The organism is Rhodococcus sp. DMU1 (genome assembly GCF_012272955.1).
Taxonomy (GTDB): domain Bacteria; phylum Actinomycetota; class Actinomycetes; order Mycobacteriales; family Mycobacteriaceae; genus Rhodococcus; species Rhodococcus aetherivorans.
In genome coordinates, this window is sequence record NZ_CP050952.1 from 1,226,812 (window position 1) to 1,253,334 (window position 26,523).

At 72.0% G+C, this 26,523-nt stretch carries 25 protein-coding genes; 17 read left to right on the top strand and 8 right to left on the bottom strand.

Annotated features, from left to right (window positions below):
* Positions 1-31: 31 nt before the first annotated feature.
* Positions 32-676: an MBL fold metallo-hydrolase gene (locus HFP48_RS05785; protein WP_006940348.1), complete on the bottom strand. Its 645-nt coding sequence runs from the start codon at positions 674-676 to the stop codon at positions 32-34.
* A 128-nt stretch (positions 677-804) separates the two neighbouring features.
* Positions 805-1,347, bottom strand: coding sequence for a flavodoxin domain-containing protein (locus HFP48_RS05790; RefSeq protein ID WP_029541426.1), 543 nt, complete (start codon positions 1,345-1,347; stop codon positions 805-807).
* A 159-nt stretch (positions 1,348-1,506) separates the two neighbouring features.
* Here HFP48_RS05790 and HFP48_RS05795 point away from each other — a divergent pair, with 159 nt between their 5' ends.
* Together HFP48_RS05795 and HFP48_RS05800 are read left to right on the top strand one after the other, a co-directional pair.
* Positions 1,507-2,985 (top strand): carboxylesterase family protein, encoded by a 1,479-nt coding sequence (locus tag HFP48_RS05795; RefSeq protein WP_168579211.1) that lies wholly within the window; start codon positions 1,507-1,509, stop codon positions 2,983-2,985.
* Positions 2,986-3,216: 231 nt separating this feature from the next.
* Positions 3,217-3,711, top strand: a complete 495-nt coding sequence (locus HFP48_RS05800; protein ID WP_246872522.1) for a hypothetical protein — start codon at positions 3,217-3,219, stop codon at positions 3,709-3,711.
* A gap of 10 nt (positions 3,712-3,721) precedes the next feature.
* Here the strand turns inward: HFP48_RS05800 and HFP48_RS05805 are convergent, their stop codons facing one another.
* The 3 genes from HFP48_RS05805 to HFP48_RS05815 all read right to left on the bottom strand — a co-directional run bounded on the left by HFP48_RS05805 (position 3,722) and on the right by HFP48_RS05815 (position 7,105).
* Positions 3,722-4,438 (bottom strand): hypothetical protein, encoded by a 717-nt coding sequence (locus HFP48_RS05805; RefSeq protein ID WP_006940340.1) that lies wholly within the window; start codon positions 4,436-4,438, stop codon positions 3,722-3,724.
* An 81-nt stretch (positions 4,439-4,519) separates the two neighbouring features.
* On the bottom strand, positions 4,520-6,760 hold the full coding sequence (locus tag HFP48_RS05810; protein ID WP_168579212.1) for a heavy metal translocating P-type ATPase: 2,241 nt from the start codon (positions 6,758-6,760) through the stop codon (positions 4,520-4,522).
* A 27-nt stretch (positions 6,761-6,787) separates the two neighbouring features.
* Positions 6,788-7,105: a heavy-metal-associated domain-containing protein gene (locus HFP48_RS05815; RefSeq protein WP_006940337.1), complete on the bottom strand. Its 318-nt coding sequence runs from the start codon at positions 7,103-7,105 to the stop codon at positions 6,788-6,790.
* Between the two features lie 202 nt (positions 7,106-7,307).
* Here HFP48_RS05815 and HFP48_RS05820 point away from each other — a divergent pair, with 202 nt between their 5' ends.
* The 3 genes from HFP48_RS05820 (at position 7,308) to purQ (ending at position 10,723) form a co-directional block, all read left to right on the top strand.
* Positions 7,308-9,689 carry a PAS domain-containing hybrid sensor histidine kinase/response regulator gene (locus HFP48_RS05820; RefSeq protein ID WP_029541438.1) on the top strand — a complete coding sequence of 794 codons (2,382 nt, stop codon included), beginning with the start codon at positions 7,308-7,310 and terminating at the stop codon, positions 9,687-9,689.
* Between the two features lie 114 nt (positions 9,690-9,803).
* Positions 9,804-10,049 (top strand): phosphoribosylformylglycinamidine synthase subunit PurS, encoded by a 246-nt coding sequence (gene purS / locus HFP48_RS05825; protein ID WP_006940332.1) that lies wholly within the window; start codon positions 9,804-9,806, stop codon positions 10,047-10,049.
* Positions 10,046-10,723 (top strand): phosphoribosylformylglycinamidine synthase subunit PurQ, encoded by a 678-nt coding sequence (gene purQ, locus HFP48_RS05830; protein WP_006940330.1) that lies wholly within the window; start codon positions 10,046-10,048, stop codon positions 10,721-10,723. The genes purS and purQ overlap by 4 nt, the downstream gene beginning before the upstream one ends.
* Here the strand turns inward: purQ and HFP48_RS05835 are convergent.
* Both HFP48_RS05835 and HFP48_RS05840 read right to left on the bottom strand, forming a co-directional pair.
* Positions 10,690-11,811, bottom strand: coding sequence for an ATP-binding protein (locus tag HFP48_RS05835; protein WP_006940328.1), 1,122 nt, complete (start codon positions 11,809-11,811; stop codon positions 10,690-10,692). The two genes, purQ and HFP48_RS05835, sit on opposite strands and share 34 nt — an antisense overlap.
* The gene (locus tag HFP48_RS05840; RefSeq protein ID WP_006940326.1) at positions 11,808-12,503 is read right to left on the bottom strand and encodes a response regulator transcription factor; all 696 of its coding nucleotides are present in this window, start codon (positions 12,501-12,503) and stop codon (positions 11,808-11,810) included. Before HFP48_RS05840 ends, HFP48_RS05835 begins: the two co-directional genes overlap by 4 nt.
* A gap of 93 nt (positions 12,504-12,596) precedes the next feature.
* On the opposite strand from HFP48_RS05840, the gene HFP48_RS05845 reads away from it, so the two are divergent.
* On the top strand, positions 12,597-12,956 hold the full coding sequence (locus tag HFP48_RS05845; protein WP_168579213.1) for an MmcQ/YjbR family DNA-binding protein: 360 nt from the start codon (positions 12,597-12,599) through the stop codon (positions 12,954-12,956).
* 182 nt (positions 12,957-13,138) lie between these two features.
* On the opposite strand, the gene HFP48_RS05850 is transcribed toward HFP48_RS05845, so the two are convergent.
* Complete coding sequence (locus tag HFP48_RS05850) at positions 13,139-13,378, bottom strand: hypothetical protein (RefSeq protein WP_168579214.1); 240 nt, start codon at positions 13,376-13,378, stop codon at positions 13,139-13,141.
* Positions 13,379-13,512: 134 nt separating this feature from the next.
* Here HFP48_RS05850 and HFP48_RS05855 point away from each other — a divergent pair, with 134 nt between their 5' ends.
* The 11 genes from HFP48_RS05855 to purF all read left to right on the top strand — a co-directional run bounded on the left by HFP48_RS05855 (position 13,513) and on the right by purF (position 26,476).
* Positions 13,513-14,133, top strand: a complete 621-nt coding sequence (locus HFP48_RS05855; RefSeq protein ID WP_050034639.1) for a DUF305 domain-containing protein — start codon at positions 13,513-13,515, stop codon at positions 14,131-14,133.
* 105 nt (positions 14,134-14,238) lie between these two features.
* Positions 14,239-16,308: a copper-translocating P-type ATPase gene (locus HFP48_RS05860; protein WP_168579215.1), complete on the top strand. Its 2,070-nt coding sequence runs from the start codon at positions 14,239-14,241 to the stop codon at positions 16,306-16,308.
* 325 nt (positions 16,309-16,633) lie between these two features.
* A complete protein-coding gene (locus HFP48_RS05865; RefSeq protein ID WP_029541450.1) occupies positions 16,634-16,999 on the top strand; it encodes a hypothetical protein in 366 nt (121 codons plus the stop codon).
* Between the two features lie 60 nt (positions 17,000-17,059).
* The gene (locus HFP48_RS05870; protein ID WP_029541452.1) at positions 17,060-17,410 is read left to right on the top strand and encodes a VOC family protein; all 351 of its coding nucleotides are present in this window, start codon (positions 17,060-17,062) and stop codon (positions 17,408-17,410) included.
* A gap of 172 nt (positions 17,411-17,582) precedes the next feature.
* On the top strand, positions 17,583-18,881 hold the full coding sequence (locus HFP48_RS05875) for a M18 family aminopeptidase (RefSeq protein WP_006930236.1): 1,299 nt from the start codon (positions 17,583-17,585) through the stop codon (positions 18,879-18,881).
* Positions 18,882-18,950: 69 nt separating this feature from the next.
* Positions 18,951-19,562, top strand: a complete 612-nt coding sequence (locus tag HFP48_RS05880) for a Uma2 family endonuclease (protein ID WP_029541454.1) — start codon at positions 18,951-18,953, stop codon at positions 19,560-19,562.
* A 65-nt stretch (positions 19,563-19,627) separates the two neighbouring features.
* Positions 19,628-21,910: a phosphoribosylformylglycinamidine synthase subunit PurL gene (gene purL / locus HFP48_RS05885; RefSeq protein WP_029541457.1), complete on the top strand. Its 2,283-nt coding sequence runs from the start codon at positions 19,628-19,630 to the stop codon at positions 21,908-21,910.
* Positions 21,911-21,913: 3 nt separating this feature from the next.
* The gene (locus tag HFP48_RS05890) at positions 21,914-23,689 is read left to right on the top strand and encodes an alpha/beta hydrolase (protein ID WP_065922977.1); all 1,776 of its coding nucleotides are present in this window, start codon (positions 21,914-21,916) and stop codon (positions 23,687-23,689) included.
* Positions 23,686-24,375 (top strand): CPBP family intramembrane glutamic endopeptidase, encoded by a 690-nt coding sequence (locus HFP48_RS05895; protein WP_168579216.1) that lies wholly within the window; start codon positions 23,686-23,688, stop codon positions 24,373-24,375. Before HFP48_RS05890 ends, HFP48_RS05895 begins: the two co-directional genes overlap by 4 nt.
* An 11-nt stretch (positions 24,376-24,386) precedes the next feature.
* On the top strand, positions 24,387-24,773 hold the full coding sequence (locus HFP48_RS05900) for a sterol carrier family protein (RefSeq protein ID WP_006930223.1): 387 nt from the start codon (positions 24,387-24,389) through the stop codon (positions 24,771-24,773).
* A gap of 116 nt (positions 24,774-24,889) precedes the next feature.
* Positions 24,890-26,476 carry an amidophosphoribosyltransferase gene (purF, locus tag HFP48_RS05905; RefSeq protein ID WP_006930220.1) on the top strand — a complete coding sequence of 529 codons (1,587 nt, stop codon included), beginning with the start codon at positions 24,890-24,892 and terminating at the stop codon, positions 26,474-26,476.
* The last annotated feature ends 47 nt before the right edge of the window (positions 26,477-26,523 follow it).

The following is a 26,523-nucleotide window of genomic DNA, read 5'->3' on the forward strand; positions in this document are numbered from 1 at the left end:
GGCTACTGCAGCCCAAAGGACGCACCGGCGGTTACGCCTCGACCGAATCCTCGGCGGGCAGCACCCGGAACTCGGTGCCCTCCGGCGCCATCTCGGAGTAACGGCCGTAGAAGATGCCGGTGGCCTGCTCCGCGACGATGCCCTGGTGGATCGGCACGGCCACCCGCGGATTGACCGCGCGCAGATAGTCCACCGACTCCCAGATCTTCAGCCACGGTGCCGCGGCGGGCAGCGCGAGCACGTCGACCTCTTCGTTCGGGATGTACAGCGAATCGCCCGGATGCAGCAGCCGCGCCGGGTTCTCGGCGTCGCCGAGCAGATAGGCGGTGTTGTCGATGACCGGCAGTTCCGGGTGGATGACGGCGTGCCGGCCTCCGGTGCCGCGCACGCGCACGTCGCCGACGGTGAATGCGTCGCCCGGGAGCACGGCCTTCCAGCCGCCGCCCAGCTGAGCGGCGGTCTGCGGGTCCGCGTACAGGGCGGCCCCCGGGTTGGCCTCCACCAGCGCCGGCAGTCGCGCCGGGTCGGCGTGGTCCGGGTGCTGATGGGTGACCAGGATCGCGTCGAGCCCCGTGATGCCCTCGAAGCCGTGCGAGAAATTCCCCGGGTCGAACAGGATCGTCGCGCCCAGGTGCTCCACGAGCAGGCAGGAATGTCCGAAGTGGGTCAGTCGCATGCACCCGAGTATGGACCGTCGCGTGCCGCGGCGCGCCGAGCGATCTCGCGTCCGGGTTGCGCCGAGCGAATGTATCGTTCCGTCGGCCTACGGAGATGAGCGATACATTCGCTCGGCCCGCGGGCGGGTCAGCGCAGCTCCTCGGACCCGCTCGCTGCCTGCTGGGCGAGCGAGCGGCCCCACTGCTCGGCCCGATCCTCCTCGCCGGGCTCGAGCTTCGACTGCTTGTCGACGAGGAAGCTCTCCGGATCGGCGACGAGCTCGAACCCGTGCTTGCGCAGCTTCTTGGCGATGCCCTTGCCGGCGCGCCCGGTCAGGACGGCCGCCATGTCGATGCGCGTGTCGAACGATGCGGCCTTCCCGCCGCCGGCCGGCAGCGAATCGAGCCACTCGCGGACGCCCTCGCTCTCGGCGTCCGGCTCGAGCGTCAGCCCGCTGTCGGGTTTCTCGGCCTGCTCGACCGCGCCGTGGCGCGTCGACTCCCGGCTCATGCCGTGCGCATGCGTCGGGCCGCCGACGACCACCAGGTCGTATTCGGACAGGTTCTCCTCATGCGCCTGCGTCACGGGGACCGTGCGCACCGCGTCCGCCGGTCCCAGCCCGCGCGCGACGGCTTCCGCCACGTGACGGGTGTTCCCGAACATCGATTCGTACACCACCAGTGCTCGCATGCCGCGCCTCCTCGGCTGGGCGGAAAGTCGACGACCGTCCAACTCAGCATAGGAGCCGTCGGACCGAGCGAATGTGACTTTCCGTCGGCCTACGGAGATCAGCGATACATTCGCTCGGGTGGGTGGCGTTGTGAGGAGCTGCGAGGAGAGGATCGGGGCATGACGGATACGGTGCAGACGACCGGGGGAACGGTTCGGGGCACGCCGACCGACGGAGTGTGGGCCTTTCTGGGCATTCCGTACGCGGCCGCCCCGGTGGGGGCGGCGCGGTTCGCGGCCCCGGGCCCGGCGCCGCGTTGGGACGGTGTCCGCGACGCCGCCGCGCCCGGCCCCACCTGCCCTCAGGCGCCGTACGCCGCTCCGGCGGCCGCATTGCTCGGCAACGTCATCGAACCCGGCGACGAGTGCCTGAATCTGTCCGTGTGGACACCCGATCCGGGCGCCTCCGGGTTGCCGGTGATGGTGTGGATCCACGGTGGCGCGTTCACCCGCGGCTCGAACCGGATCGACAGTTACGACGGACGCGCCTTCGCGCGCGACGGTGTGGTGCTGGTCGGCATCAACTACCGGCTCGGCGTCACCGGGTTCCTGTCGCTCGACGGCGCGCCGGACAATCGTGGCCTGCTGGATCAGCTCGCCGCGCTGCGCTGGGTGCAGGACAACATCCGGGCCTTCGGCGGCAACCCGGACAACGTGACGGTGTTCGGCGAGTCGGCGGGCGGGATGAGCGTGGCCGCGTTGCTGGCCTCGCCCGCCGCGAGCGGACTGTTCCACCGCGCCGTCGTGCAGAGCGGCAACGCCACGGCCGCCTCGGACCTCGAGGACGCGCGCCGGGTGGGGGCTGTCCTCGCCGACCGCCTGGGTGTGCCGGCCACGGCCGAGGCGTTCGGGGCCCTCGCCCCGGACGTCCTGCAGGCGGCCCAGGACGCTCTCGGCCTCGACCTCGCCCAGAATCCGGACCCGGCCCGGTGGGGCGGGTCGGTGGTGCAGCGCGGCTTGGGCGTGATGAGCATGTTCCCGACGATCGACGGGGAGATTCTGCCGTCGTTGCCGATCGACGCGATCGCCGCCGGAGCGGGCACGGGTGTGCCGGTGCTGGCCGGCACGACCACGGACGAGTTCCGCTTCTTCCTGGTGCCGACCGGTATCGCCGCGGCGATCACCGACGACAACCTGCCGTTCGTCCTGCAGCGGTACGGGATCGATCCCGCGCTCGCCGACCTGTACGCGGCCCACCGGCCGGGCGCGACTCCCGGCGACGTGCTCGCCGCCGTCCTCACCGATTACGCCTTCCGGTCGGGCACGGTCACCCTGGCCGACGCGGTCGCCCGCCGCGGTGGCACGGCGTGGTTGTACGAGTTCGCCTGGCCGAGCCCGGTGCAGGATCTGCGGGCGTGCCATGCCCTCGAGATCGCGTTCGTCTTCGACCGCCTCGACGTCTCCCACCGGCTCACCGGCGATCGGCCCCCGCAGGCCCTCGCCGACGAGATGCACCGCGCCTGGGTGCAGTTCGCGACCACGGGAGGTCCGGGATGGGCGCCGATCGGTGCCTCGCGGCCGGTCCGGGTGTTCGGCGGTGAGGGTGATCCGGTGGTGGCCGATCCGCGCGCCGACGAGCTGGCGTGCTGGATCGGGTGACGTCGCAGCGGAATCCGTGAGGGCAGCACCCGCGGCGGGTAGGGTGGCCGCACGGTATCCCGGTGCCCGGAGGCGTCGCCCTCCGGGCCTTCGTCGAGTGCACCGGCCTGTGATGATGCATCGTTTCACCGAGCCGGCTCCGATCGGTGCCCGGGTCGGTAACGACGGGAACAGCGCTGCGCCCTCGGGTCCGCTCGCTCGGGTGCCGGCCGGTCGGTGAGGGTGGCGGACGTGAGGATCTGGATGCTCGTCGACCTCGAACCCGGCTACGAACGGCTGCACGTCGGGGACACGATCGAGGGCACGACCGAGTGGTGCCTGCCGCACATGCTGCCGCCGGAACTGATCAGCCGGAACCTGCCCGCTCGCGTCGAGCGGGTCCCGGCGAGCACGCCGGGTGGGTTCGACCGGGTCGCGCACCTCGGGGACGGGGTGTCGGCGCTGCTCCCGCCCGGATACCCGGAGGACGGGCAGGACACGGTCTCCGGCTGCCTGCTCTACGACCGCTACCTCGGTGTGTTCCACCGCACGGTGCCGACCGCGCGGGGCCGGATCGTGCGCCGGGGCTGGATCACCCAGCTCGCGAATCGCACGCCGGCCCGGTATCCGGGCTGGTATTCGGTGCACCCGTCCGGGCCGCCGACGCTGTGGGAGGGCGGTGGCCGCATCCCGGCGGAGCGGACCGTCACGTGGGACTGTGTCCTCCTCGACACGCAGGGGTGCTGAGCGGCCGGTGCTACGGCTCCGGGCCGGCGACGATCTGCTCGACCCGATCGTGGAAGATCCGCCAGCGCCGCTCGTTCTCGTGCGTGAGCACCGCGCTCTGCGCCGCGAGATCGGCGGCGTGGTCGATCATTTCCGCGGCCGAGAAGACGTAACGTGGCGCGATGCGGTCCCCGGCGAGGTCCGCGCGCAGGGCGGCTGCGGTGAAGTCGATGCGTCCCAGGATCGCGACCGCCCGGTCGAGGTTGCGGGCGACGAGTTGGGCCGTCGTCGCGCACTGCCAGTCGTTGGTGACGATGCGGTGCCGTTCGGCGAGCAGGTCCGCCAGGCCCGGGTAGGCCAGCAGCGCCTCGAGCACGTCCCAGGCGGTCGCCATGGCGTCGGCGAGCCACTGCCCGGTCGTCCGGTTCGCCTCGGCGAGCGCCCCGAGGTCGGCCTTCAGTCTGGTGATCTCGGCGGGTTCGTCGCCGCTCTCCATGAACAGGATGCCGAGCGTCTCGGTGGCCCGATCGTCGTTGAGGTCGGGCGCGCCGGCGAACGGGCTCGGCGACGTCCGTTCGAGCGGTGCGACGACCGACCACCGCTCGGCGAGCGCCTTCAGGGCACGTGAGCTGCGGTGCAGCCGGATCACGTCGTGGAACGGCGATTCGGAATAGAACTTCTCGTGCTCGCGGTGGAACCGGGCGAGATTACGCACCGTGAGCAGCAGCTGGTCCCGCTCCGCCTCCATGGCACGAGCGTGACACAGCACGACGACGCGCTGCCGGCGAATCGGAGACCTTCCGCCGGCAGCGCGTCGTGGGTGCGGGCCTCAGCGGGGGCTGAACCGCCGCAGCCGCAGGCTGTTGCTGACCACGAACACCGAGCTGAACGCCATCGCCGCGCCGGCGATCAGCGGGTTGAGCAACCCGAGCGCCGCGAGCGGCAGGGCCGCGACGTTGTAGGCGAACGCCCAGAACAGGTTGCCCTTGATGGTGCGCAGGGTGGCGCGGGCGAGCCGGATCGCGTCGGGAGCGGCCCGCAGGTCGCCGCGCACGAGCGTCAGGTCGGAGGCCTCGATCGCGACGTCGGTGCCGGTGCCCATCGCCAGTCCGAGGTCTGCCTGGGCGAGGGCGGCCGCGTCGTTGACGCCGTCGCCGATCATGGCGACGACCCGGCCCTCTTCCTGCAGCCTCTTGACCACGTCGACCTTGTCGGCGGGCAGGACCTCGGCGATGACCTCGTCGATGCCGACCTGCTTCGCGACGGTCTCGGCGGCGCTGCGGTTGTCGCCGGTGAGCAGCACCGGCCGCAGGCCGAGTTCGCGCAGATCGGCGATCGCCGACGCGGAGGTGTCCTTGATGGTGTCGGAGACGACGACGATCGCCCGGATGCGCCCGTCCCAGGCGATCCACACCGGTGTGCGGCCCTCGGACTCGGCGGCCCCGGCGCTCCGTCGCAGCGATTCGGGCGCGGTCAGCGACCACTCGTCGCGCAGCCAGGACAGCCGGCCCGCGAGCACGGCGTGGCCGTCGACGACACCGGAAACCCCTCGTCCACCGTGGTTTTCGAAGCTTTCCACCGGAGAGAGAGCCCCGGTGCCCGCGGCCCGCTCGGCGACGGCGCGCCCGATGGGGTGCTCGGAGGCGTGCTCGAGTGATCCCGCCAGGTGCAGCGCCTCGTCCTCGGAGCCGCCGTCCGCCGCGTGCACCGCGGCCACGGCCATGCGGCCGGTGGTGACGGTGCCCGTCTTGTCGAGCACGACGGTGTCGACGCGGCGGGTGGATTCGAGGATCTGCGGTCCCTTGATCAGGATGCCGAGCTGGGCGCCGCGGCCGGTGCCGACGAGCAGTGCGGTCGGGGTCGCGAGGCCCAGCGCGCAGGGGCAGGCGATGATCAGTACTGCGACGGCAGCGGTGAACGCCGCGGTCACCGAGTTGCCCGTGAGGAGCCAGCCGGCGAGGGTGAGCAGCGACAGCCCGATGACGATCGGGACGAACACCGCCGACACCCGGTCGGCGAGCCGCTGCACCTCGGCCTTGCCGTTCTGCGCCTCCGTCACCAGCCGCGCCATCTGAGCGAGCTGGGTGTCGGCGCCGACGCGGGTCGCGCGGACCACGAGCCGGCCGCCGGCGTTGACGGTCGCGCCGACGACGGGGTCCGCGGGCCCGACCTCGACGGGCACGGGTTCGCCGGTGAGCATCGACGCGTCGACGGCGGAGGTGCCGGAGACGACGACGCCGTCGGTGGCGATCTTCTCGCCGGGACGCACGACGAACCGGTCGCCGACGGCGAGCCGGCCGATCGGGATCCGGATTTCGGTGTCACCGTCGCCCAGCACGGCGACGTCCTTGGCGCCCATGTCGAGCAGTGCCCGCAGGGCCGCGCCCGACTGCCGCTTGGCGCGGGCCTCGAAATAGCGCCCCGCGAGAATGAAGGTGGTGACGGCGGCGGCGACCTCGAGATAGATGTGCGGCTCGGAGCTTCCGGTGGGGAGCAGGTCGAACGTCATCCGCATCCCGGTCATGCCGGCGTGGGTGAAGAACAACGCCCACAGCGACCAGAGGTACGCGGCCGTGACGCCGACGGAGATGAGGGTGTCCATCGTGGCGGCGCCGTGGCGGGCGTTGGTCCAGGCGGCGCGGTGGAACGGCAGTGCCCCCCACACCACGACGGGGGAGGCGAGGGTCAGGGTCAGCCACTGCCAGTTGTCGAACTGCAGCGCCGGGATCATCGACAGCAGTACCACCGGCACGGTGAGGACCGCGGAGACGGTCAGGCGCTGACGCCAGGCGGCGGCCTCGTCCGGTTCGGGGGCGGCCTCGGTGGCCTCCTCGGCCCGGGGCGGGGCCGGGAGCGCGGCGGTGTAGCCGGTCGCCTCGACCGTCGCGACGAGGTCGTCGGGGGCGACCCCGTGCGCATAGGTGACCTTCGCCTTCTCCGTCGCGTAGTTGACGGTGGCGGTCACGCCGTCCATCCGGTTGAGCTTCTTCTCGATGCGCGCCGCGCAGGAGGCGCAGGTCATGCCGCCGATCGAGAGTTCTACCTCGTGCACCATCTCACCCGTGGTCATGGGCGGGTCCCTTCTCGGGTCGGCGGGTCACTGCGGGGCGAGGCGGTAGTCGCCGGCCTCGTCGAGCGCGGTGGCGACGGCCTCGTCGTCGATTCCGTCGACGCTGGTCACCGTGACGGTGGAGACGCCGCCCGCGACCAGTTCGACGTGTACGTCCTCGACGCCGGGCAGGGCGCGCAGTTCCTCGGTGACGGCGCCGGCGCAGTGGCCGCAGGTCATGCCGACGACGGGGAAGGCCTGGGTGTTCATTCGGGGGTCCTCACTGCTCGGTCCGGTCGGTTCGGTGGGGTGGCTGCCGCAGCGGCAGCCGCTGGCCGTGTCGGTCAGGGGCAGGAGCCGGGTCATCGCGATTCTCCTCTGCGTGGGTGCACCCCATTTATACCCCCTAGGGGTATTGAACCGCCAGGGCGGGACGTGCTCTTCATCGAATCTTCAGGAATGCCGCGTGCCGTCGGGGCGGGACAAGGCCCGGAAAGCGACGGGCCGGCCCGCTTTATCCTGAGAACCTCCGACAGGACCGACGGCAAGGATGTGAGGCGACACCGAGGTGAACGACGAGACTTCGGCCCGCGCCCTGTTCCCGGAATCGGATCCCACCGCGACCGCCCACCGCGCCGCCGACTGGGCGTCGACCGCGCTGGGGCCGATCGACACCTGGCCTCCCGAACTGACGGCGGCCGTGCGGACCGTCGTTCCGTCGCGGGTGCCCATGCTGCTGTGCTGGGGCCCCGAACTGGTGCAGATCTTCAACGACGCCTTCCGGCCCCTCCTCGGCGAGAAGTTTCCGGCGGCGGTCGCCCAGCGGGCCTCCGAGTGCTGGGGCGAGATCTGGGACTTCGTCGGCGCCCTCTTCGCCCAGGCGCAACGCGGGGAGCCCACCCTGTCGGAGCGCATGCAGTTGTTCATGCACCGATTCGGCTACACGGAAGAGACGTACTGGACGTTCTCCTACAGCCCCGTCCGGGCCGCCGACGGCACCGTCGCGGGCATCTTCGTCGCCACCACGGACGTCACCGAGCAGGTGCTCGCCGAGCGCCGGGCCGCCGTCCTGCGGGAACTCGGCCAGCTCTCGATGACGGAGACCGACACCGCCGACGATGCCTGCCGGGCTGCGCTCGGCCTGCTCGCCGGCCACGAGGACGATCTGCCGTTCGGCAGTGCCCACCTGTGCCGCGACGAGGTGACGGTGACGGTCGCCGAGTTCGGCACCGCTCCCGGCGCCGCGTCGGACCTGCCGGAGGTGATCGCCCGGGTCGCCGAGTCCGGCAAGGCCGAGACCGTCGCGGACCTCGGCCGCGACGGCGACACCGCGGTGGTCCTGCCGCTCCCGGTCTCCGCTGGTGGCCCGGCCGGCTCCCTCGTGCTCGGCATCAGCCGGTTCCGCGAGCTGAACGAGCAGTACCGGGTGTTCCTCGATATGGTCGCGGTCCGCGTGTCCACGGCCCTGTCCGATGCGCAGGCCTACGAGGCCGAACGCCGGCGGGCGGCCGAACTCGCCGAGCTCGACGCCGCCAAGAGCCGGTTCTTCGAGAACGTCAGCCACGAGTTCCGCACCCCGCTGACGCTGCTCCTCGGGCCGCTGCAGACCCTGCTCGACGAGCACGCCGCCGCGCTGCCACCCGCCCAGGTCGACGCCGTCGCGGCGGCGCGGCGGGCCGCCCTGCGCCTGCAGCGGCTCGTCGACATGCTGCTCGACGTTGCGCGTGGGGACGCCGGCCGGCTCGACGCCCACACCGAGCCCACCGACATCGTCGCGGTGACGCGCGAGGCCGCCGAACTGTTCCGCGACGCCGCGGACCGCGCGGGGCTCGCGCTCCTCGTCGACGTCGACAATGTGCCGACCCGGTACGTGGCGACCGACCGGGCGATGTGGACGCACATCGTGCTGAACCTGCTGTCCAACGCGATGAAGTTCACGCCGGAGGGATCGGTCGCCGTGTCCCTGCGGGGTGACGGGGCGAACCTGGTGCTGCGTGTCGCCGACACCGGCACAGGCATCGCGGAGGCCGAGCGGGGCAAGATCTTCGACCGCTTCTACCAGATCGGCGACCGGTCCGGCCGCAGCCGCGAGGGCTCGGGCATCGGGCTGTCTCTTGTCGCGCAATTCGTTGCCGCCCTGGGTGGTTCGGTGTCCGTCGACGCCGTCGCCCCGCACGGCTCGGTGTTCACGGTGACGGTGCCCGCGGTGCCGAGCGCGCAGCCGGCACCACGCGCCGCGGACGACGTCGTGGCGTCCGCCGGCGCGGCGTATCTGGGGGAGGCCGAGGCGTGGCGGCCCGTCGCGACCCCCGGCGCCGGACCGCGCGAGGGGCAACCGCGCCTGCTCCTCGTCGAGGACAACGCGGACATGCGTGACCATCTCGTCGACCTGCTCGCCGCGCAGGGTTGGCACGTCGACGTCACCGCCGACGCCGAGTCCGCGCTCGAGCGGATCCGGACGGAGGTTCCCGACCTGCTCCTCAGCGACGTCATGCTGCCCGGACGTAGCGGGTTGTCGCTGCTGCAGGACGTGCGGGGCGACGAACGGCTGGTGCGGCTGCCGGTGATCCTGCTCACGGCCCGGGCCGGATCGGAGTCCGCCGTCGAGGGGCTGCGGGCCGGTGCCGACGACTACGTCGTCAAGCCGTTCCATCCCAGCGAGCTGATCGCCCGGGTCCGCGTGCACCTGGAGATGTCGCGGCTGCGGGAGGCGTTGCTCGCCGCCGGCGAGCGCGAGGCCGCCTCGCTCCGGACCGCCTTGGACACACGGAGTGTCACGAGCCGGGCCGTGGGCCTGCTCATGGCAGCGCACCGGGTCGACGCGGACACCGCGTTCGCGCAGCTGTCGGCGATGTCGCAGGCGACGAACGTCAAGGTCCGCACCCTCGCGGCCGAGATCGTCGAGAACTTCACGGCGTCGCTCGCCGAGCCGGGGCCGCCACAGCCGTGACGGGGCCGCCGGCGTCGGGCCCTGCCGATTCCGGACCGGCTCGGGTCGGCCGGTAAACTGCGGGCTGTCCGGTGTCCGTCCCCGGGCGCCAGCACTACTACCGAGGAGCAGCACGTGGCTCGTGTCGTCGTCGAAGTCATGCCCAAGGCCGAGATTCTCGATCCTCAGGGCCAGGCCATTGTCGGGGCGCTGTCGCGACTGGGCTTCGCGGGCGTGTCCGACGTCCGTCAGGGAAAGCGCTTCGAGCTCGAGGTCGACGGCAGCGTCGACGACGCCGAGGTCGAGAAGATCGCCGAGGCTCTGCTCGCCAACACGGTCATCGAGGACTGGACCGTGCGGCGGATCGACGGTGACGCATGAGTGCCCGCGTCGGAGTCATCACCTTCCCGGGCACGCTCGACGACATCGATGCGGCCCGCGCCGTCGAACTCGCCGGCGGTGAGGCCGTCAGCCTCTGGCACGGCGACGCCGACCTGAGGGGAGTCGACGCGGTCATCGTGCCGGGTGGCTTCTCCTACGGCGACTACCTGCGCTGCGGCGCCATCGCGCGGTTCGCCCCGGTCATGGGCAAGGTCGTCGAGGCCGCTCGGGGCGGGATGCCGGTGCTCGGCATCTGCAACGGCTTCCAGGTGCTGTGCGAGGCGGGTCTGCTGCCGGGGGCCCTCACCCGCAACGAGGGCCTGCACTTCATCTGCCGCGACCAGTGGCTGAAGGTGGAGTCGAACACCACCGCGTGGACCACCCGCTACGAGGCCGGGGCCGAGATCCTGGTGCCCCTCAAGTCGGGTGAGGGCCGGTTCCAGGCCTCGGAGAAGGTGCTGGACGAACTCGAGGGTGAGGGCCGCGTGGTGTTCCGCTACGCCGGCGACAACCCGAACGGCTCCCAGCGCGGCATCGCGGGCATCTCGTCGGCGAACGGCCGCGTCGTCGGCCTGATGCCGCACCCCGAGCACGCCACCGAAGCGCTCACCGGTCCCAGCGACGACGGGCTCGGCATGTTCTACAGCGTTCTCGACGCGGTCGTCTCCGCCTGATTCCCGTTCGTGGGCAGGGTCAGGTCGAAGCGGGCACCGCGCCCCGGCCCGTCGCTCGCGGCCGTGAGATTGCCGCCGTGGGCGCGGGCGAGACTGCGCGCGATGGTCAGGCCCAGGCCGCTGCCGCCGGGGCTGCGGGCCGGATCGATCCGGTGGAACCGCTCGAACACCGCGTCGAGCTGATCCGCGGGGATGCCGTCGCCCGTGTCGCGGACCCGCACCCGCACGGCCGCCCGGTCCGCGCGCTCGCACGTGACGACCACCCGGCCCCCGGCCGGCGTGTGACGCAGGGCGTTCTCGAGCAGGTTCGCCAGGATCTGCGCCACTCGCTGCGAATCGAACCGGACCGGCGGCAGCGCCTCGGGCAGCTCCGTCCCGAGCCCGACCTGCTTGTCGGCGAACCGCGGTGCCGCGGCCGAGACCGATGCCGTCACCGCCGCGGCGAGGTCGCCCTCCTCGGGGTGCAGGGCGAGCGCGTGCTCGTCCGCGGCGGAGAGGTCGGACAGGTCCGACACGAGACGCCGCAGCCGGTCGAGCTGGTGGTGCATCACCTGCCACGAGGTGGCGTCGGCGGGCAGTACGTCGTCCTCGATGCCCTCGAGGTAGGCCTCGAGCGTGGCCACGGGTGTGCGCAGTTCGTGGGCGAGATCGTCGAGCAGCCGGCGTCGTGAGAGCTCCGTGCTGTGCAGGCGGCCCGCCATGTCGGCGAAGGCGTTCTCGAGCCGGGCGAAGTCCGCGTCGCCGGACCGGGTGATCGGCACGTCGTAGCGGCCGCGGGCGACGTGGCCCGCGGCCTCCACCAGCCGGCCCACCGGCGCGGTGATGCGGCGCACCAGGACCACGGACGTGATCGCCGCGGCACCGAGCGCGACGGCTGCCCCGGCGGCGAGCGCGACCGCCCCGGCCTGCGCGAACGCCTCCTCGGTGTGAAGGCGGACCTGCGTGTCCTCCACGCCCGCGTGGGCGAGGTGGTAGTGGAACAGCGGGGCGGCCACCAGCGTCGCGACGACGGTGAGCGTCGCGGCCCCGACGAACAGCACGAGCAGTTGCGCGATCAGCAGCCGCCCGCGCAGTCCCAGCCGGTTCACCGCGCGGCCTCCATCGCATACCCGACCCCGCGCACGGTCCGGACGAAGCGCGGGGCGGCGGCATCGTCGCCGAGCTTGCGGCGCAGGGCGCGGATGTGGACGTCGACGATGTGCTCGTCGCCGAACCAGTTCGGCCCCCACACCTCGTCGATGATCTGCCGGCGTGAGAGCGCCGCCGAAGGTCGATCCGAAAGTGCCAGCAGCACATCGAATTCCGTGCGTGTCAGCTCCACCGGCGCGTCGTCGACCGAGACGGTGCGCGACACCGGATCGACGACGAGCCCGCCGATCCGGCGCGGTGCCTCCGCCGCGGTGCCACTGCGGGGCCGGCGCAGCATGGCACGCACCCGGGCGACGAGCTCCCGTGGCCCGAAAGGCTTCACGACGTAGTCGTCGGCGCCCACCGACAGGCCGATCACCTTGTCCACCTCGTCGCCACGGGCGGTGAGCATGAGCACGTACGCGTCCGAGAAGGTCCGCAGCTGCCGGCACACCTCGATGCCGTCGAATCCCGGCAGCATCAGGTCGAGCACCACGAGCACCGGGTCCGTCTGCCGAGCCAGCGCGACGGCCGTCGGTCCGTCGTAGGCGAGCGCGACCTCGAAGCCCTCCCGTTCGAGATAGCTGGCCACCACCTTCGCCAGGGCGGCTTCGTCGTCGACTACGAGGATGCGGGGGCCGGGGGTGTGCACGCGGCCAGGGTACCCAGCACTCGCGGCCGTCCGTTCCCTGTCGCGGGTCGGGTGTACAACTGGGTGGCCCTGTCCGCCGACCGAGGAGATCCCATGCCCAGCGCGGACAGTGTGCGCGCGATGATGCTGGCGCTGCCCGAGGCACGTGAAGTGGTGGTGGACAGCTGGGGTGACCAACCCACGTACCGGGTGCGGAACAAGATGTTCGGCCTCCTGGGTTACGGTGCGGCCACGGTCTGCCTCAAAGCCACCGTGGACACCCAGGCGGCCCTGCTCCACGAGGATCCGGACGTGTTCCGCGCGGCCCCGTTCTTCGGGCGCTACGGCTGGATCGACGTGGTTATCGCCGCGGTCGACACGGTCGAGTTGGCGGAACTGATCGAGGATGCGTGGCGGCTGACCGCGCCGAAGCGGGTCGTCGCGGCGTTCGATGCCCGCCGGGAACATCGCTGACGAGCGAGTGCCGCAGGGTGCCGACCATGCCTCGGGTGACCATGCCGCGGGGGACGAGGGCCGGGCGCCCCCGGCTGCCCGCCACTCGGGTTGCGGCAGAGAATTGTTCGGCGACCCGTCGACGACGGATCGGATCGCGGTGACCCCGTGAATGCGCTGCATCGCGTATCGAGCAGGCGGATCTATCGACGCGTCCGTCGTGGGGGCCGCGCGTCCAGTTCGTCGCGCAGAGTCCGGTAGGTTGCGACGTCGATCTCGCCGGAGGCGAGCCGCCGGTCCAGGATCCGGCGGGCCTCGTCGCCGGGATCCGGTGGCGCCGCCGCCCGGACCACCGCCCACACCACCACCCCGGCGAGCAACAGCCAGAACACACCCATTGCGAGGGCGGCGGCCCAGCCTGCGCCGCCGTACCAACCCATCATCGCGCACCTCCTACGACGAGTGTGCGCGCCGCCGCGTGTGGGCGGGCGTTGCGGCCGATGAAGTTTCGATGAAGGACCGGCCGGGGCGGGGCTGCGGCCCCGGACTCGGCCGATACGGCGGGTACCGTCGAATCATGTTGTGGAACAAGAGAGTAGTAGCGGCAGCGGCGGCGGTTCCGCTCGCCCTGATGATCGTGGCGTGTGGCAGCGACGAGCCGCAGCAGCAGGCGGGGACGGCGACTCCGGGCACGTCCCAGACCTCGGTGCCGGCCGGGCAGGCGCAGTTCGTCGACGCGGACGTCGAGTTCCTGCAGGAGATGTATCCCCATCACGCGCAGGCCGTGCAGATGGCCCAGGCCGTGCCCGAACGCAGCGAGGATCCGCAGCTCATCGACCTCGCCGCCCGCATCGAGGCCGCGCAGGAACCCGAGATGGAGCAGATGGTGTCGCTGCTCGACAGCTGGGGGCAGGAGGCGCCGGACGAGGACGGGATGGGTCACGGCGGCATGGGCATGCCCGGCGGGATGCCGGGAATGATGTCCGACGACGAGTGGGACTCCATGATGGGGGCCCGCGGCATGGACTTCGACCGCATGTGGCTGACCATGATGATCGTCCACCACGAGGGCGCGATCGAGATGTCGCAGACCGAGCTGGCCGAGGGCGTGAACCCGGAGGCGCGGCAACTCGCCGAGTCGATCATCGCGACGCAGCAGGCGGAGATCGACGAGATGCGCGCCATGCTCGAGCGGTAGTCGGTGCCGTGACCGGATCGTGACCGTCCCACCCCTTCCATTTATACCCCCGGGGGGTATCAATGGAGGGGTCCACGGAAACGGAAACGGATCGAGGCGGGAGCCATGACAGAGCTCGCACACCACGGACACGCTGCCCACACCGCGCCGCCCGGAGCGCGCGACGCCCACCGCGCCCGGGACCGGCACGCCGGGCACGGGCCGCACGGTGAGATCTTCCGTCGCAGATTCTGGGTGAGCCTGGTCCTCGCGGTTCCGATCGTGGCGTTCAGCGCCATGTTCGCCGACCTGCTCGGCTACGCGCTGCCCGACGCCGCGTGGGCCGGATGGGTCTCGCCCCTCCTCGGCACGGTCGTGTTCGCCTACGGCGGCAGCCCCTTCCTCGTCGGCGGGTGGAACGAGCTGCGGGACCGCCGGCCCGGAATGATGCTGCTCATCGCCATGGCCATCAGCGTCGCGTTCGCGGCGTCCTGGGTGACCACGCTCGGGCTGGGCGGGTTCGACCTCGATTTCTGGTGGGAACTGGCGCTGCTGATCGTGATCATGCTGCTCGGGCACTGGCTCGAGATGCGGGCGCTGGGCTCGGCGTCGCGCGCGCTCGACGCCCTGGCCGCGATGCTGCCCGACACCGCCGAGAAGGTGACCGCGGACGGCGTCGTGCAGGTCGCCCTCGCCGACCTGGCCGTCGGCGACGTCGCGCTGGTGCGCGCCGGTGCGCGCGTCCCGGCCGACGGCACGGTCGTCGACGGGCGCGCCGACGTGGACGAGTCGATGATCACCGGCGAGTCCCGCGCCGTGCCCCGCGCCGTGGGCGACACCGTCGTCGCCGGCACGGTCGCCACCGACAGTGCACTGCGCGTCCGCATCTCCGCGGTGGGGGAGGACACCGCGCTCGCCGGCATCCAGCGCATGGTCGCCGACGCGCAGGCCTCGTCCTCGCGAGCCCAGGCGCTCGCGGACCGGGCCGCCGCCTTCCTCTTCTACTTCGCCACCGTCGCCGGCGTCCTCACCTTCGCCGTGTGGACGCTGCTCGGCAACGTCGACGAGGCCGTCGTCCGTACCGTCACGGTCCTGGTCATCGCGTGCCCGCACGCGCTGGGCCTGGCCATCCCACTCGTCATCGCCATCTCGACCGAGCGCGCCGCCCGCGCCGGCGTGCTCGTCAAGGACCGGCTGTCGCTGGAGCGGATGCGCGGCGTGGACGTCGTCCTGTTCGACAAGACCGGGACCCTGACCCAGGGGCGGCACGTCGTCACCGACGTCGTCGCCACCGCCGGCACCACCGAGGACGACCTGTTGACCCTGGCCGCCGCGGTCGAATCCGACAGCGAGCACCCCGTCGCGCGCGCCGTCGTCGCCGCCGCGGGAGGGCGAGTCATGTTGCCGACGAAGGATTTCCGCTCCCTGCCCGGCCGCGGGGTGCGGGCCGTGGTGGACGGGGCGACCGTGTTCGTCGGCGGTCCGGCCGTGCTCGCGGACCTGCGGGCGCACGTGCCCGCCGACGTCGCGGCCGCGACCGACCGCTGGGTCGCCCGCGGGGCGTCGGTGCTGCACGTCGTGCGCGACGGCACGGTGCTGGGAGCCGTCGCGCTCGAGGACGCGGTGCGCGAGGAGTCGCGGCAGGCGATCGACGCCCTGCACGCGCGCGGGGTGAAGGTCGCCATGATCACCGGGGACGCGCGGCAGGTGGCCGACGCCGTCGCCGCCGACCTCGGTATCGACGAGGTGTTCGCGAACGTGCTGCCCGAACACAAGGACGCGAAGGTCGCCGAGCTGCAGGCCCGCGGGCACCGCGTCGCGATGGTCGGTGACGGGGTCAACGACGCGCCGGCGCTGGCGCGGGCCGACGTCGGCATCGCGATCGGCGCGGGCACCGACGTCGCCGTTGAGTCGGCCGGCGTGGTCCTGGCCGCAGACGATCCGCGCGCCGTGCTGTCGGTGATCGCACTGTCGCGGGCGAGCTACCGCAAGATGTGGCAGAACCTGGCCTGGGCCACCGGGTACAACGTCGTCGCGGTGCCCCTCGCGGCCGGTGCGTTGGCCTTCGCCGGGGTGGTCCTGCCGCCTGCGGTGGCTGCCGTGCTCATGTCGGTCTCCACGATCGTCGTGGCACTGAACGCGCAGTTGCTGCGCCGGCTGGAGCTGGATCCGGCGAAGGTCGCAGCCCGGAGCTGAGACGACCGTCGCCCGACGCGACGAAAGGGGCCCCGCCGCCGTCCCGATCGGCGGCGGGGCCCCTTCTCCTGCGGTCCGGAGCGCGGCCCCCAACCGGCTCCGGCGGGCACCGCCGAATCCCCCGATCGGCCGTGCCGGGCACCACTATGCCGCACGTCGTCGCCGTTGTCTCGAGTAGCATTACGCATCTTTGCCGGGGCTGTTCGGCCGTCCCCTTCCCGGGCCGGGAAGCGCGTGAGCGCGACGGCTCACCGTGAATTCCGCCTTTCACCGGCGCGGGCGCGTCCCGGCGTGTCACGCTCGAACAATGAAGACCAAGACTGCTGTGGTGGCGGCGGTCGCCGCCCTCTTCCTGCTCACCGCCTGCGGATCCGACGACGAGACGTCCGCGCCCGAGAGCACGACCCGCCCGGCCGGCAGCGTCGCCTCCAGCGTCGTCCAACGTGCCGTCGACGCAGCGAAGTTGGGGACCTTCGTCGCAACCTTCCGGACGGGCTACCCGAACCTGGCCGACGGTCGGGACGACGCCTCCATCGAGGCGATCGTCACCGAAACCTGTCCCCTGATCGACGACGGGGCGAGCGACGAGGAGATCAACAGCCGGGTCGCGGAGCTGTCCGCCAACGGGGCGGTCACCCCCACCGATCAGCAGGTGGACCGCATCACCCAGCTCGTCCGCGCCGCCTGCTGACGGCGAACTCGGTGCCGTTGCGGCACACCCGTGTCGGTCCCGTCCGCTACCGTCCCGGCCATGGCACTGAACATCGGGATGATCACCTTCGACAGCGCCGACCCCGGCCCGCTTGCCACGTGGTGGGCCGAGCAGATCGGCGGCCGGATCGAGCAGGACAACGACGGCTGGTTCTACATCGTCGGAATGCCCGGCACCGCACAGAAACTCGGTTTCCAGAAGGTTCCGGATCCGACCCCGGGCAAGAACCGGGTCCACCTCGACCTGGTGGCTCCCGATCTCGACGCCGAGGTGCGCCGGCTCGTCGAGGCGGGCGCGGGTGAGGTGCACCGCCAGGACATGGGCGGGTTCCGGTGGGTGACGCTCACCGACCCGGACGGCAACCAGTTCTGCGTGGCGGGAGGGCACTGAGCGACGGCGGCAGCGCGGCCCCGGGGCGGGATTCGATCCCGCCCCGTCGGCGCGGTCGCCGGCGACGCGGTGCGCTCGCGGAGACACTCCCGGTCGTGCATCACGGACGTGCCGGGGTGCGGGGTGGCGCGGCCGGGGTGTGTCGAGGCGGGTGCGGTGCGAGGATGCAGCCATGCCTACGACCACGCCCGCCGACGCACAGGGCCTGTGCAACTTCGTCGATCTGTCGCCGTCGCCGTTCCATGTGTGCGCGACCGTCGCGGCCACCCTCACCGACGCCGGCTTCACGCAGCTCACCGAGGCCCAGGTGTGGCCGAGCGAGCCCGGCCGCTACTACCTGCTGCGGGGCGGCTCGTTGATCGCGTGGAGCACCGAAGGCGCCGACGGCGACCCCGCCCGCCCGTTCCGGATCGTCGGCGGCCACACCGACAGCCCCAACCTGCGGGTCAAGCAGCACCCCGACCTCGCCTCGGCAGGCTGGCAACTGGTCGGTCTCGAACCGTACGGGGGAGCATGGCTGAACTCGTGGCTGGACCGCGATCTCGGCGTCTCCGGCCGGCTCACGGTACGGGCCGGCAACGGTGCCGAGGACGTGCTCGTGCGCGTCGACCGGCCGATCCTGCGTGTCCCCCAGCTCGCCATCCACCTCTCGGAGGACCGCAAGGGCGTGCAACTGGATCCGCAGCGCCACGTCAACGCCGTGTGGGGGGTGGGCACCGCGCCGCGGTCCTTCCTCGCCTTCCTCGCCGAGGCGGTCGAGGTCGAGGCCGACGCGATCCTGGGCTGGGAGCTGATGACCCACGACCTGGCCCCGTCCACCCTGGTCGGGGCGGACGCGGACCTCGTCAGCGCGCCACGGCTGGACAACCAGGGCACCTGCTACGCCGGGACCGCGGCGCTGCTCGCCGCCGTCGGCCACGTCGCCGAGCACGGCGGCCCGGTGCCGCTGCTCGCCCTGTTCGACCACGAGGAGGTCGGCAGCATGTCCGACCGCGGCGCGTTCTCCGACCTGCTGAACACCGTGCTCGAACGGGTCGTGCTGGCCCGCGGCGGGAGCCGCGAGGACTTTCTGCGGACCATGGCCGGCTCGGTGGTGGCCTCCGGCGACATGGCTCACGCCACCCACCCGAACTACCCGGACCGCCACGAGCCCGCCCACCGCATCGCGGTGAACGGCGGCCCCGTGCTCAAGGTCAACCAGAACCTGCGCTATGCCACAGACGCCGCCGGCGCCGCCGCGTTCGCGCTCGCCTGCGATCAGGCCGGGGTGCCGCTGCAGCGCTACGTGCATCGCGCCGACCTGCCGTGCGGCTCGACGATCGGCCCCATCACCGCCTCCCGGACCGGGCTGACGACCGTCGACGTCGGGGCTCCGCAGCTCGCGATGCACTCGGCGCGCGAGCTCATGGGAGCGAAGGACGTCACCGCGTACGCCCGCGCTCTCGGGGCGTTTCTCACTCCGGCGAACTGACCGGCACGGCCCGGCATCCGGTGCCAGACTGAGGGGACAATTCGCCCGACCGCGAACGGTGGTGATCCTGTGACCGGCCCGTCGTTCCCCGACCATCTGCTCACGCTCGCCGAATGGACGGAACTGCCCGAATACGAGCAGTTCCACGTCGAGGTCTGCGAAGGGGTGCTGTCGGCGTCGCCGCGGCCCGGATACCTGCACCAGCACGTCGCGTTCGGGCTCGTCGCTCAGCTCGCCGATCAGCTGCCGAAGGAACTGGCCGTGCTCGGCGACGTGGAGGTGCTGCTCACCGAGTCCCCGCTGACGGTGCGCTGCCCGGACGGCATCGTCGTCGACCGGGCGCTGGTCGACGCCGACCCCGACCGCGCGACGGCCGCCGACGTGCGGTTGGTGGTGGAGGTCATGGCCGAGGGCAGCGTCCGCACCGATCGCGTCACGAAGTTCTCCGAGTACGCCGAGGCGCGCATCCCCGCCTACTGGATGATCGACCTCGTCGAACCCGCGACGCTGGGGGTGTTCGTGCTCGACGACGGGTGGTACCGCTACGAGGGGGAGTACACGGGCAAGGTGCTGCTTCCGGCCGCGGGTCACCGGGTGAGCGTGGATCTCGACGCGTTGACGGCGGTGCGGCCGCCGCGGGGCGTCGCACCGGTGGACGGCGCCGGGCGTGCACCCGGATAGACTGGCCGCGGCAGCGCGCGCCCGGCCTGCCGTTTCGATCCCAGAGTGAAGGGACCCGACGCCCAGTGTCACCGCAGGTGGATACCGTCACCCACGCCGCCGAAACCCCCGATGTCGCCCAGCCCTCCCGCGAGCTGGGGCTGAAGGACGACGAGTACGCCCGCATCCGCGAGATCCTGGGCCGTCGTCCCACGGACGCCGAGCTGGCCATGTACTCGGTGATGTGGTCCGAGCACTGCTCCTACAAGTCCTCCAAGGTGCACCTGCGGTACTTCGGGGAGACCACCACCGACGAGATGCGGGCGTCGATGCTCGCGGGTATCGGTGAGAACGCCGGCGTCGTCGACATCGGCGACGGCTGGGCGGTCACCTTCAAGGTCGAATCCCACAACCATCCGTCCTACGTCGAGCCGTACCAGGGCGCCGCGACCGGTGTCGGCGGCATCGTCCGCGACATCATGGCGATGGGCGCCCGCCCGATCGCGGTCATGGACCAGCTGCGCTTCGGCGCCGCCGACGCGACCGACACCCGTCGCGTCGTCGACGGCGTGGTCCGCGGCATCGGCGGCTACGGCAACTCCCTCGGCCTGCCCAATGTCGGCGGCGAGACCGTCTTCGACGCCTCCTACGCCGGCAACCCGCTCGTCAACGCGCTGTGCGCCGGCGCGATGCGCAAGGAGGACCTACACCTGGCCTTCGCGTCGGGCACGGGCAACAAGGTCATCCTGTTCGGTGCGCGCACCGGTCTGGACGGCATCGGCGGCGTGTCCGTCCTGGCGTCGGAAACCTTCGAGGGCGACGAATCTTCTTCCGGCCGGAAGAAGCTGCCGGCCGTGCAGGTGGGGGACCCGTTCACCGAGAAGGTGCTCATCGAGTGCTGCCTCGACCTCTACCGCGAGAAGCTCGTCGTCGGCATCCAGGACCTCGGCGGCGCCGGCCTCGCCTGCGCGACCTCCGAGCTGGCCGCCGCCGGCGACGGCGGCATGCACGTCGCACTGGAGCGGGTCCCGATGCGCGCGAAGGGAATGACGCCCGCCGAGGTGCTCTCGAGCGAGTCCCAGGAGCGCATGTGCGCCGTCGTGACCCCGGAGAACGTCGACGCCTTCATGGCCGTGTGCAAGAAGTGGGACGTGCTCGCCACCGTGATCGGCGAGGTCACCGACGGCGACCGGCTCGTCATCACCTGGCACGGTGAGACCGTCGTCGACGTGCCGCCGCGCACCGTCGCGCACGAGGGCCCGGTGTACCACCGTCCGGTGCAGCGCCCGGAGTCCCAGGACGCGCTCGTCGCGGACACCACCGCCGGACTGCAGCGCCCGCAGACTCCCGAGGAGCTGAAGGCGACCCTGCTGAAGATGATCGGCTCGCCGCAGCTGTGCAGCCGCAGGTGGATCACCGAGCAGTACGACCGCTACGTCCGCGGCAACACGGTGCTCGCCGAGAACGCCGACGCGGGCGTGGTCCGCGTGGACGAGAAGACCGGCCGCGGCATCGCGCTGGCCACCGACGCGTCGGGCCGCTACACCCAGCTGGACCCGTACGCCGGCGCGCAGCTCGCCCTCGCGGAGGCCTACCGCAACGTCGCCGTCACCGGTGCCACCCCCAAGGCCGTGTCCAACTGCCTCAACTTCGGCTCGCCCGAGGATCCGGGCGTGATGTGGCAGTTCCAGCAGGCCGTGCGTGGTCTCGCCGACGGATGCGCGCAGCTCGGCATCCCCGTCACCGGCGGCAACGTCAGCTTCTACAACCAGACCGGGGCCACCCCGATCCTGCCGACCCCGGTCGTCGCCGTGCTCGGCGTGATCGACGACGTGCACCGGCGCATCCCCACCGGCCTCGGCCTCGAGCCGGGCGAGACCCTGATCCTGCTGGGGGAGACCCGCGACGAGTTCGACGGCTCGATCTGGGCGCAGGTCGAGCACGACCACCTCGGCGGCGTGCCGCCGAAGGTCGACCTCGAGCGGGAGCGGCTGCTCGCCGAGATCCTCACCGCCGGTTCGCGCGACGGCCTGATCTCCGCCGCCCACGACCTGTCCGAGGGCGGCCTCGCACAGGCGGTCGTGGAGGCCGCGCTGGCCGGCGAGACCGGCTGCCGGATCCTGCTGCCGGAGGACGCGGATCCGTTCGTGACCCTGTTCTCCGAGTCCGCCGGCCGGGTGCTGGTGGCGGTGCCGCGCACCGAGGAGACCCGCTTCACCGGCATGTGCACGGCGCGCAACATGCCGTGGGTGCGGATCGGGGTCGTCGACGAGGGCTCCGACTCCGTCGAGGTGCAGGGCCGGTTCTCGGTCTCGATGGCCGAACTGCGAGAGGTCTACGAGGGCACACTGCCGGCATTGTTCGGGTGAGCGATGGTCGGATCCCAGGTCGATCGGCTGGCGTTGATCGAGGCCCGGCAGGGCCGGATCATCGACGCGGTCACCGAATTCGGTGACCGTCATCCCCACACCGCCCAGGCGTGGGGACTGCTGAGCCTGGATTTCACCGGCATCGCCTTCGCGGCCCTGTTCTTCTGCTGGTCGCTGACCCCGTCGCTGCTGCCCCGCGACTGGTTGTTCCAGGGCATCATCGGCGGCATCAACGTCGCCATCGGCTACGGCGTGGGGTGTGCCGTCGGCTGGGCCGGGTACCGGCTGCTGCTGGCGAACCGACCGTGGTGGCCGCCGCCGCTGCCCGTGCTGCGGGCGATCAAGGTCGCGGTCCCCGTCGCGGCCGTGCTCGCGTCGCTGGTGGCCCTGGTGTTCGCCTCGCGGCAGCAGCGTCAGCTCGCCGCGCTGATGAATGCCGAGGGCACCACCACCAGCGGGTATCTGCGGACCCTGGTGCTTGCCGCCGCCGTCGCGATCACCCTGATCGCGACCTGGCGGGGGCTGCGCGAACTCGCGGGAATCGTCGCGTGGCAACTCGTGCGGCGCCTGCGCATGCCGCCGGGTGCGGCTCGCTCGCTCGGTGCGCTGCTGGTGGTGCTGGTGGTCTTCATGCTGATCGACGGTGTGCTGGCCCGGGGTGCGTACGCGGGACTCAACGTGGTGTTCGGTCTCCAGAACAGCGAGACCCGCCCCGGGATCACCCAGCCGCTCGTGCCCGAGAAGTCCGGGAGCCCGGAGTCGTTCGCGGCGTGGGACACGCTCGGTTACCAGGGCCGCGACTTCGTCGGCCGGGGACTGAGCGCCGCGGAGCTGACCGCGATCAACGGCGCCCCGGCGAGGGAACCGATCCGGGTCTACGCCGGGCTCGAGACCGCCGACACCCCCGAGGCGCGTGCCGACCTGGTGATCGACGAGCTCGAACGCACCGACGCGTTCGACCGCGAGGTGCTCGTCGTCATCCCGACCACCGGCACCGGATGGGTCAATCCGACCGCGGCGATGATGATGGAACTGGTCCACAACGGCGACGTCGCCCTCGTCGCGTGGCAGTACTCGTACATGCCGAGCTGGATCTCGTTCCTCGCCGACCGCGAGAAGGCCGCCGCCGCCGGCGACATGCTGATCGACCGGGTGCACAACCGGTGGCTCGCCCAGGCCGCCGAGCATCGCCCGAAGCTGTACCTGTACGGGGAGAGCCTCGGAACCCAGTCGGGGGAGGGCGCTTTCGACACGCTCGCCGAGATCCGCGACACCGTCGACGGTGTCCTGTGGGTCGGTCCGCCCAACTCGAACCGCCTGTGGCGTCAGCTCGTCACCCGGCGCGACCCGGGCACCACCGAGGTCGAGCCGGTGTACGCGGACGGTCTGGTGGTGCGCTTCGCCGACAACCGCGCGTCGATCGGCGAACCCGACACTCAATGGTTGTTCCCCCGGATCCTGTACCTGCAGCACGCCTCCGATCCGGTGGTGTGGTGGTCCCCGGACCTGATCTTCAGCCGGCCGGACTGGCTGTCCGAACCGCCCGGACCCGATCGGCTGCCGCAGATGCGGTGGTTCCCGTTCGTGACGTTCTGGCAGGTCTCGGCGGATCTGACCAACGCCGCGGGGGTACCCGACGGTCACGGCCACAACTACGGCACCACGGTGCTCGACGGGTGGCTCGCGATCGCCCGGCCCGAAGGCTGGGCGGAGACCGACACCGAGCGGGTGCGGTTCGCGCTGAGCGTCATCGACGACCTGCAGGGACCGGAGAAGTGAGCCGGCCGGGACGGGCTCGCCGCCGGCCGTGGCTCGGTCCGGTCGTCGTCGCCGCGGCGGTCGTCGGGTGGGGTGCGGTGCTGCCGGCCACGCGCCTCGGGCCGCGGGGGCGGGCCGTGCTGTCCGCAGCGGTCGGCGCCGCGGCGGTGGGTGCGGCGCGGGCCTCGGGCCTGGAACGGGCGACGCTGGGACTGGACCCGGTGCACCTGGTGTCCGGCGCCCGCTGGGGTGCGGCCGCCGCGACCGTCCCGCTCGCCGCCTACGGGGTGATGCTGGCCGTCCCGTCGCTGCGTGCCCGGCTCGTCGACGAGGCCCGTGCCGAACGTGAGGACTTCTACGAATGGGTGGGCCTGCACATTCCCTTCGGCACCGTCGCCGCCGAGGAACTCCTGTTCCGCAGCGTGCTCGCGGCGCTGCTCGGTCCGGGTGGGGCGGGGTCCGGCCTGCACGCGGCGGCCTTCGGGCTGTGGCACGTGCGGCCCGCGAGGGACGCCGGTCACCACGTGCTCGGAACCGTGCTGGTCACCGGACTCTCGGCGGTGGTCTTCGACGGGCTGCGCCGGCGCAGCGGCAGCGTCCTCGCGCCGGCACTGCTGCACCTGGCCCTCAACGCCGGCGGCGCGGTGGCCGTCCGCCTGGCCGGCCTGCCGCCCGAGGAGGACGCCGCCGCGCCGCGGCGGCGTTAGGCTGGCTCGCCGTGGCACCGCGCAGACCCGTCGACCCCGCCGAACTCCGCGCCGCCCTGCTCCGGGTCGGTCCGTGGCTGCGGGCGGAGACCGACGACGCGCCCGCCCGCACCGACCTCGCGACTGCCGTGCGCCTGAGCGCCCGTGCCCTCGAACAGGTGGCGCCCGGATCCAGCGTCGAGGTCCGGGTGCCGCCGTTCGTGGCGGTGCAGTGCATCGAGGGCCCTCGCCACACCCGGGGCACCCCGCCCAACGTGGTCGAGACCGACCCACGGACGTGGCTGCGGCTGGCCACCGGTCTCGTCGGCTTCGCCGACGCGGCCGCCGAGGGGTCGCTGGACGCGTCCGGCAGCCGGGCGGGGGAAATCGCGCACTGGATGCCGCTGCTGCGGTTGTGAGTGGGGGGCTACGGGACGCCGGATGGGGCCCCGGCGGCCCGTCGGGGCGGGGCACCGTCGCGCGACCCGTAGAATGGTGTTGCCTCTCTTCTGTCCAGCCCCCAGGGAGCACCCCGGTGACCAGTGCCGATCTGTCGGTCCACACACGTAATCTCCTCGCAGCCGAGGAACCTGAGAACGAACCTCGCGAGGAGTGCGGAGTCTTCGGAGTGTGGGCTCCGGGCGAGGATGTGTCCAAGCTCACGTACTACGGCCTCTATGCGCTGCAGCACCGCGGCCAGGAGGCGGCCGGCATCGCCGTCGCCGACGGCTCGCAGGTTCTCGTCTTCAAGGATCTCGGGCTGGTGAGCCAGGTCTTCGACGAGCAGACGCTCGCCGCCATGTCCGGTCACATCGCGATCGGGCACTGCCGCTACTCGACCACCGGGTCGACCACCTGGGAGAACGCCCAGCCGATCTTCCGCACCACCGCGGCCGGCACCGGCGTCGCGCTCGGCCACAACGGCAACCTGGTCAACACCGCCGAACTCGCCCAGCGCGCCCGCGAGCTGGGCCTCGGCGAGGACCGGCGGGCGGTCACGGCGACCACCGACTCGGACATCGTCGGCGCGCTGCTCGCGCACGCCGCCGCCGACAGCACCGTCGAGCAGGCGGCCCTCGAGCTGCTGCCGACCCTGCGTGGTGCCTTCTGCCTCACCTTCATGGACGAGCACACGCTCTACGCCGCCCGCGATCCGTGGGGAATCCGGCCGTTGTGCCTGGGTCGCCTGGACCGTGGCTGGGTGGTGGCCAGCGAGACCGCCGCGCTCGACATCGTCGGTGCGTCCTTCGTGCGCGACATCGAGCCCGGCGAGCTGCTCGCCATCGACGCCGACGGCGTCCGCTCGACCCGCTTCGCGAACCCCGAGCCCAAGGGCTGCGTGTTCGAGTACGTCTACCTCGCGCGTCCGGACTCGACGATCGCGGGCCGCTCGGTGCACGCGACCCGCGTCGAGATCGGCCGGCGCCTGGCCAAGGAACACCCGGTCGACGCGGACCTGGTCATCCCGGTCCCCGAGTCGGGCACCCCGGCCGCCGTCGGCTACGCCCAGGGCTCCGGCATCCCCTACGGCCAGGGCCTGATGAAGAACGCCTACGTGGGCCGCACCTTCATCCAGCCGAGCCAGACCATCCGGCAGCTCGGCATCCGGCTCAAGCTCAATCCGCTGCGCGAGGTCATCCGCGGCAAGCGGCTCGTCGTCGTCGACGACTCGATCGTGCGTGGCAACACTCAGCGCGCCCTGATCCGCATGCTCCGCGAGGCCGGTGCGCTCGAGATCCACGTGCGGATCGCGTCGCCGCCGGTGAAGTGGCCCTGCTTCTACGGCATCGACTTCGCGTCCCCGGCCGAGCTGATCGCCAACGGCGGCGGCACCCGCGACGCCTCCGAGCTGACCGGGCACGACTTCGACGAGATGGTGGAGATGGTGCGCCGTTCGATCGGTGCGGACTCCCTCGGGTACATCTCGATCGACGGGATGATCGGCGCCACCGAGCAGCCCGCATCGCGCCTGTGCGCCGCGTGCTTCGACGGGCACTACCCGATCGCGCTGCCGAAGGAGCACGCCGTCGGAAAGAACGTGCTCGAAGGCATGCTCGGCGGGGCCGCGGGCACCGCGCCGGTGCTCGACAACGACAACGCGGACGCGTTGAGCCGCCCCTAGACCCACCCGCCGCCGCGATGGCGGCGGCCACGGTTTCGCGTCGTCGC

Coding starts and splice junctions, on each gene's coding strand:
- HFP48_RS05785 (WP_006940348.1), bottom strand. CDS start 676: ATGCGACTGACCCACTTCGGACATTCCTGCCTGCTCGTGGAGCACCTG.
- HFP48_RS05790 (WP_029541426.1), bottom strand. CDS start 1,347: ATGCGAGCACTGGTGGTGTACGAATCGATGTTCGGGAACACCCGTCAC.
- HFP48_RS05795 (WP_168579211.1), top strand. CDS start 1,507: ATGACGGATACGGTGCAGACGACCGGGGGAACGGTTCGGGGCACGCCG.
- HFP48_RS05805 (WP_006940340.1), bottom strand. CDS start 4,438: ATGGAGGCGGAGCGGGACCAGCTGCTGCTCACGGTGCGTAATCTCGCC.
- HFP48_RS05810 (WP_168579212.1), bottom strand. CDS start 6,760: ATGACCACGGGTGAGATGGTGCACGAGGTAGAACTCTCGATCGGCGGC.
- HFP48_RS05815 (WP_006940337.1), bottom strand. CDS start 7,105: ATGACCCGGCTCCTGCCCCTGACCGACACGGCCAGCGGCTGCCGCTGC.
- purQ (WP_006940330.1), top strand. CDS start 10,046: ATGAGTGCCCGCGTCGGAGTCATCACCTTCCCGGGCACGCTCGACGAC.
- HFP48_RS05845 (WP_168579213.1), top strand. CDS start 12,597: ATGCCCAGCGCGGACAGTGTGCGCGCGATGATGCTGGCGCTGCCCGAG.
- HFP48_RS05850 (WP_168579214.1), bottom strand. CDS start 13,378: ATGATGGGTTGGTACGGCGGCGCAGGCTGGGCCGCCGCCCTCGCAATG.
- HFP48_RS05855 (WP_050034639.1), top strand. CDS start 13,513: ATGTTGTGGAACAAGAGAGTAGTAGCGGCAGCGGCGGCGGTTCCGCTC.
- HFP48_RS05860 (WP_168579215.1), top strand. CDS start 14,239: ATGACAGAGCTCGCACACCACGGACACGCTGCCCACACCGCGCCGCCC.
- HFP48_RS05870 (WP_029541452.1), top strand. CDS start 17,060: ATGGCACTGAACATCGGGATGATCACCTTCGACAGCGCCGACCCCGGC.
- HFP48_RS05875 (WP_006930236.1), top strand. CDS start 17,583: ATGCCTACGACCACGCCCGCCGACGCACAGGGCCTGTGCAACTTCGTC.
- HFP48_RS05890 (WP_065922977.1), top strand. CDS start 21,914: ATGGTCGGATCCCAGGTCGATCGGCTGGCGTTGATCGAGGCCCGGCAG.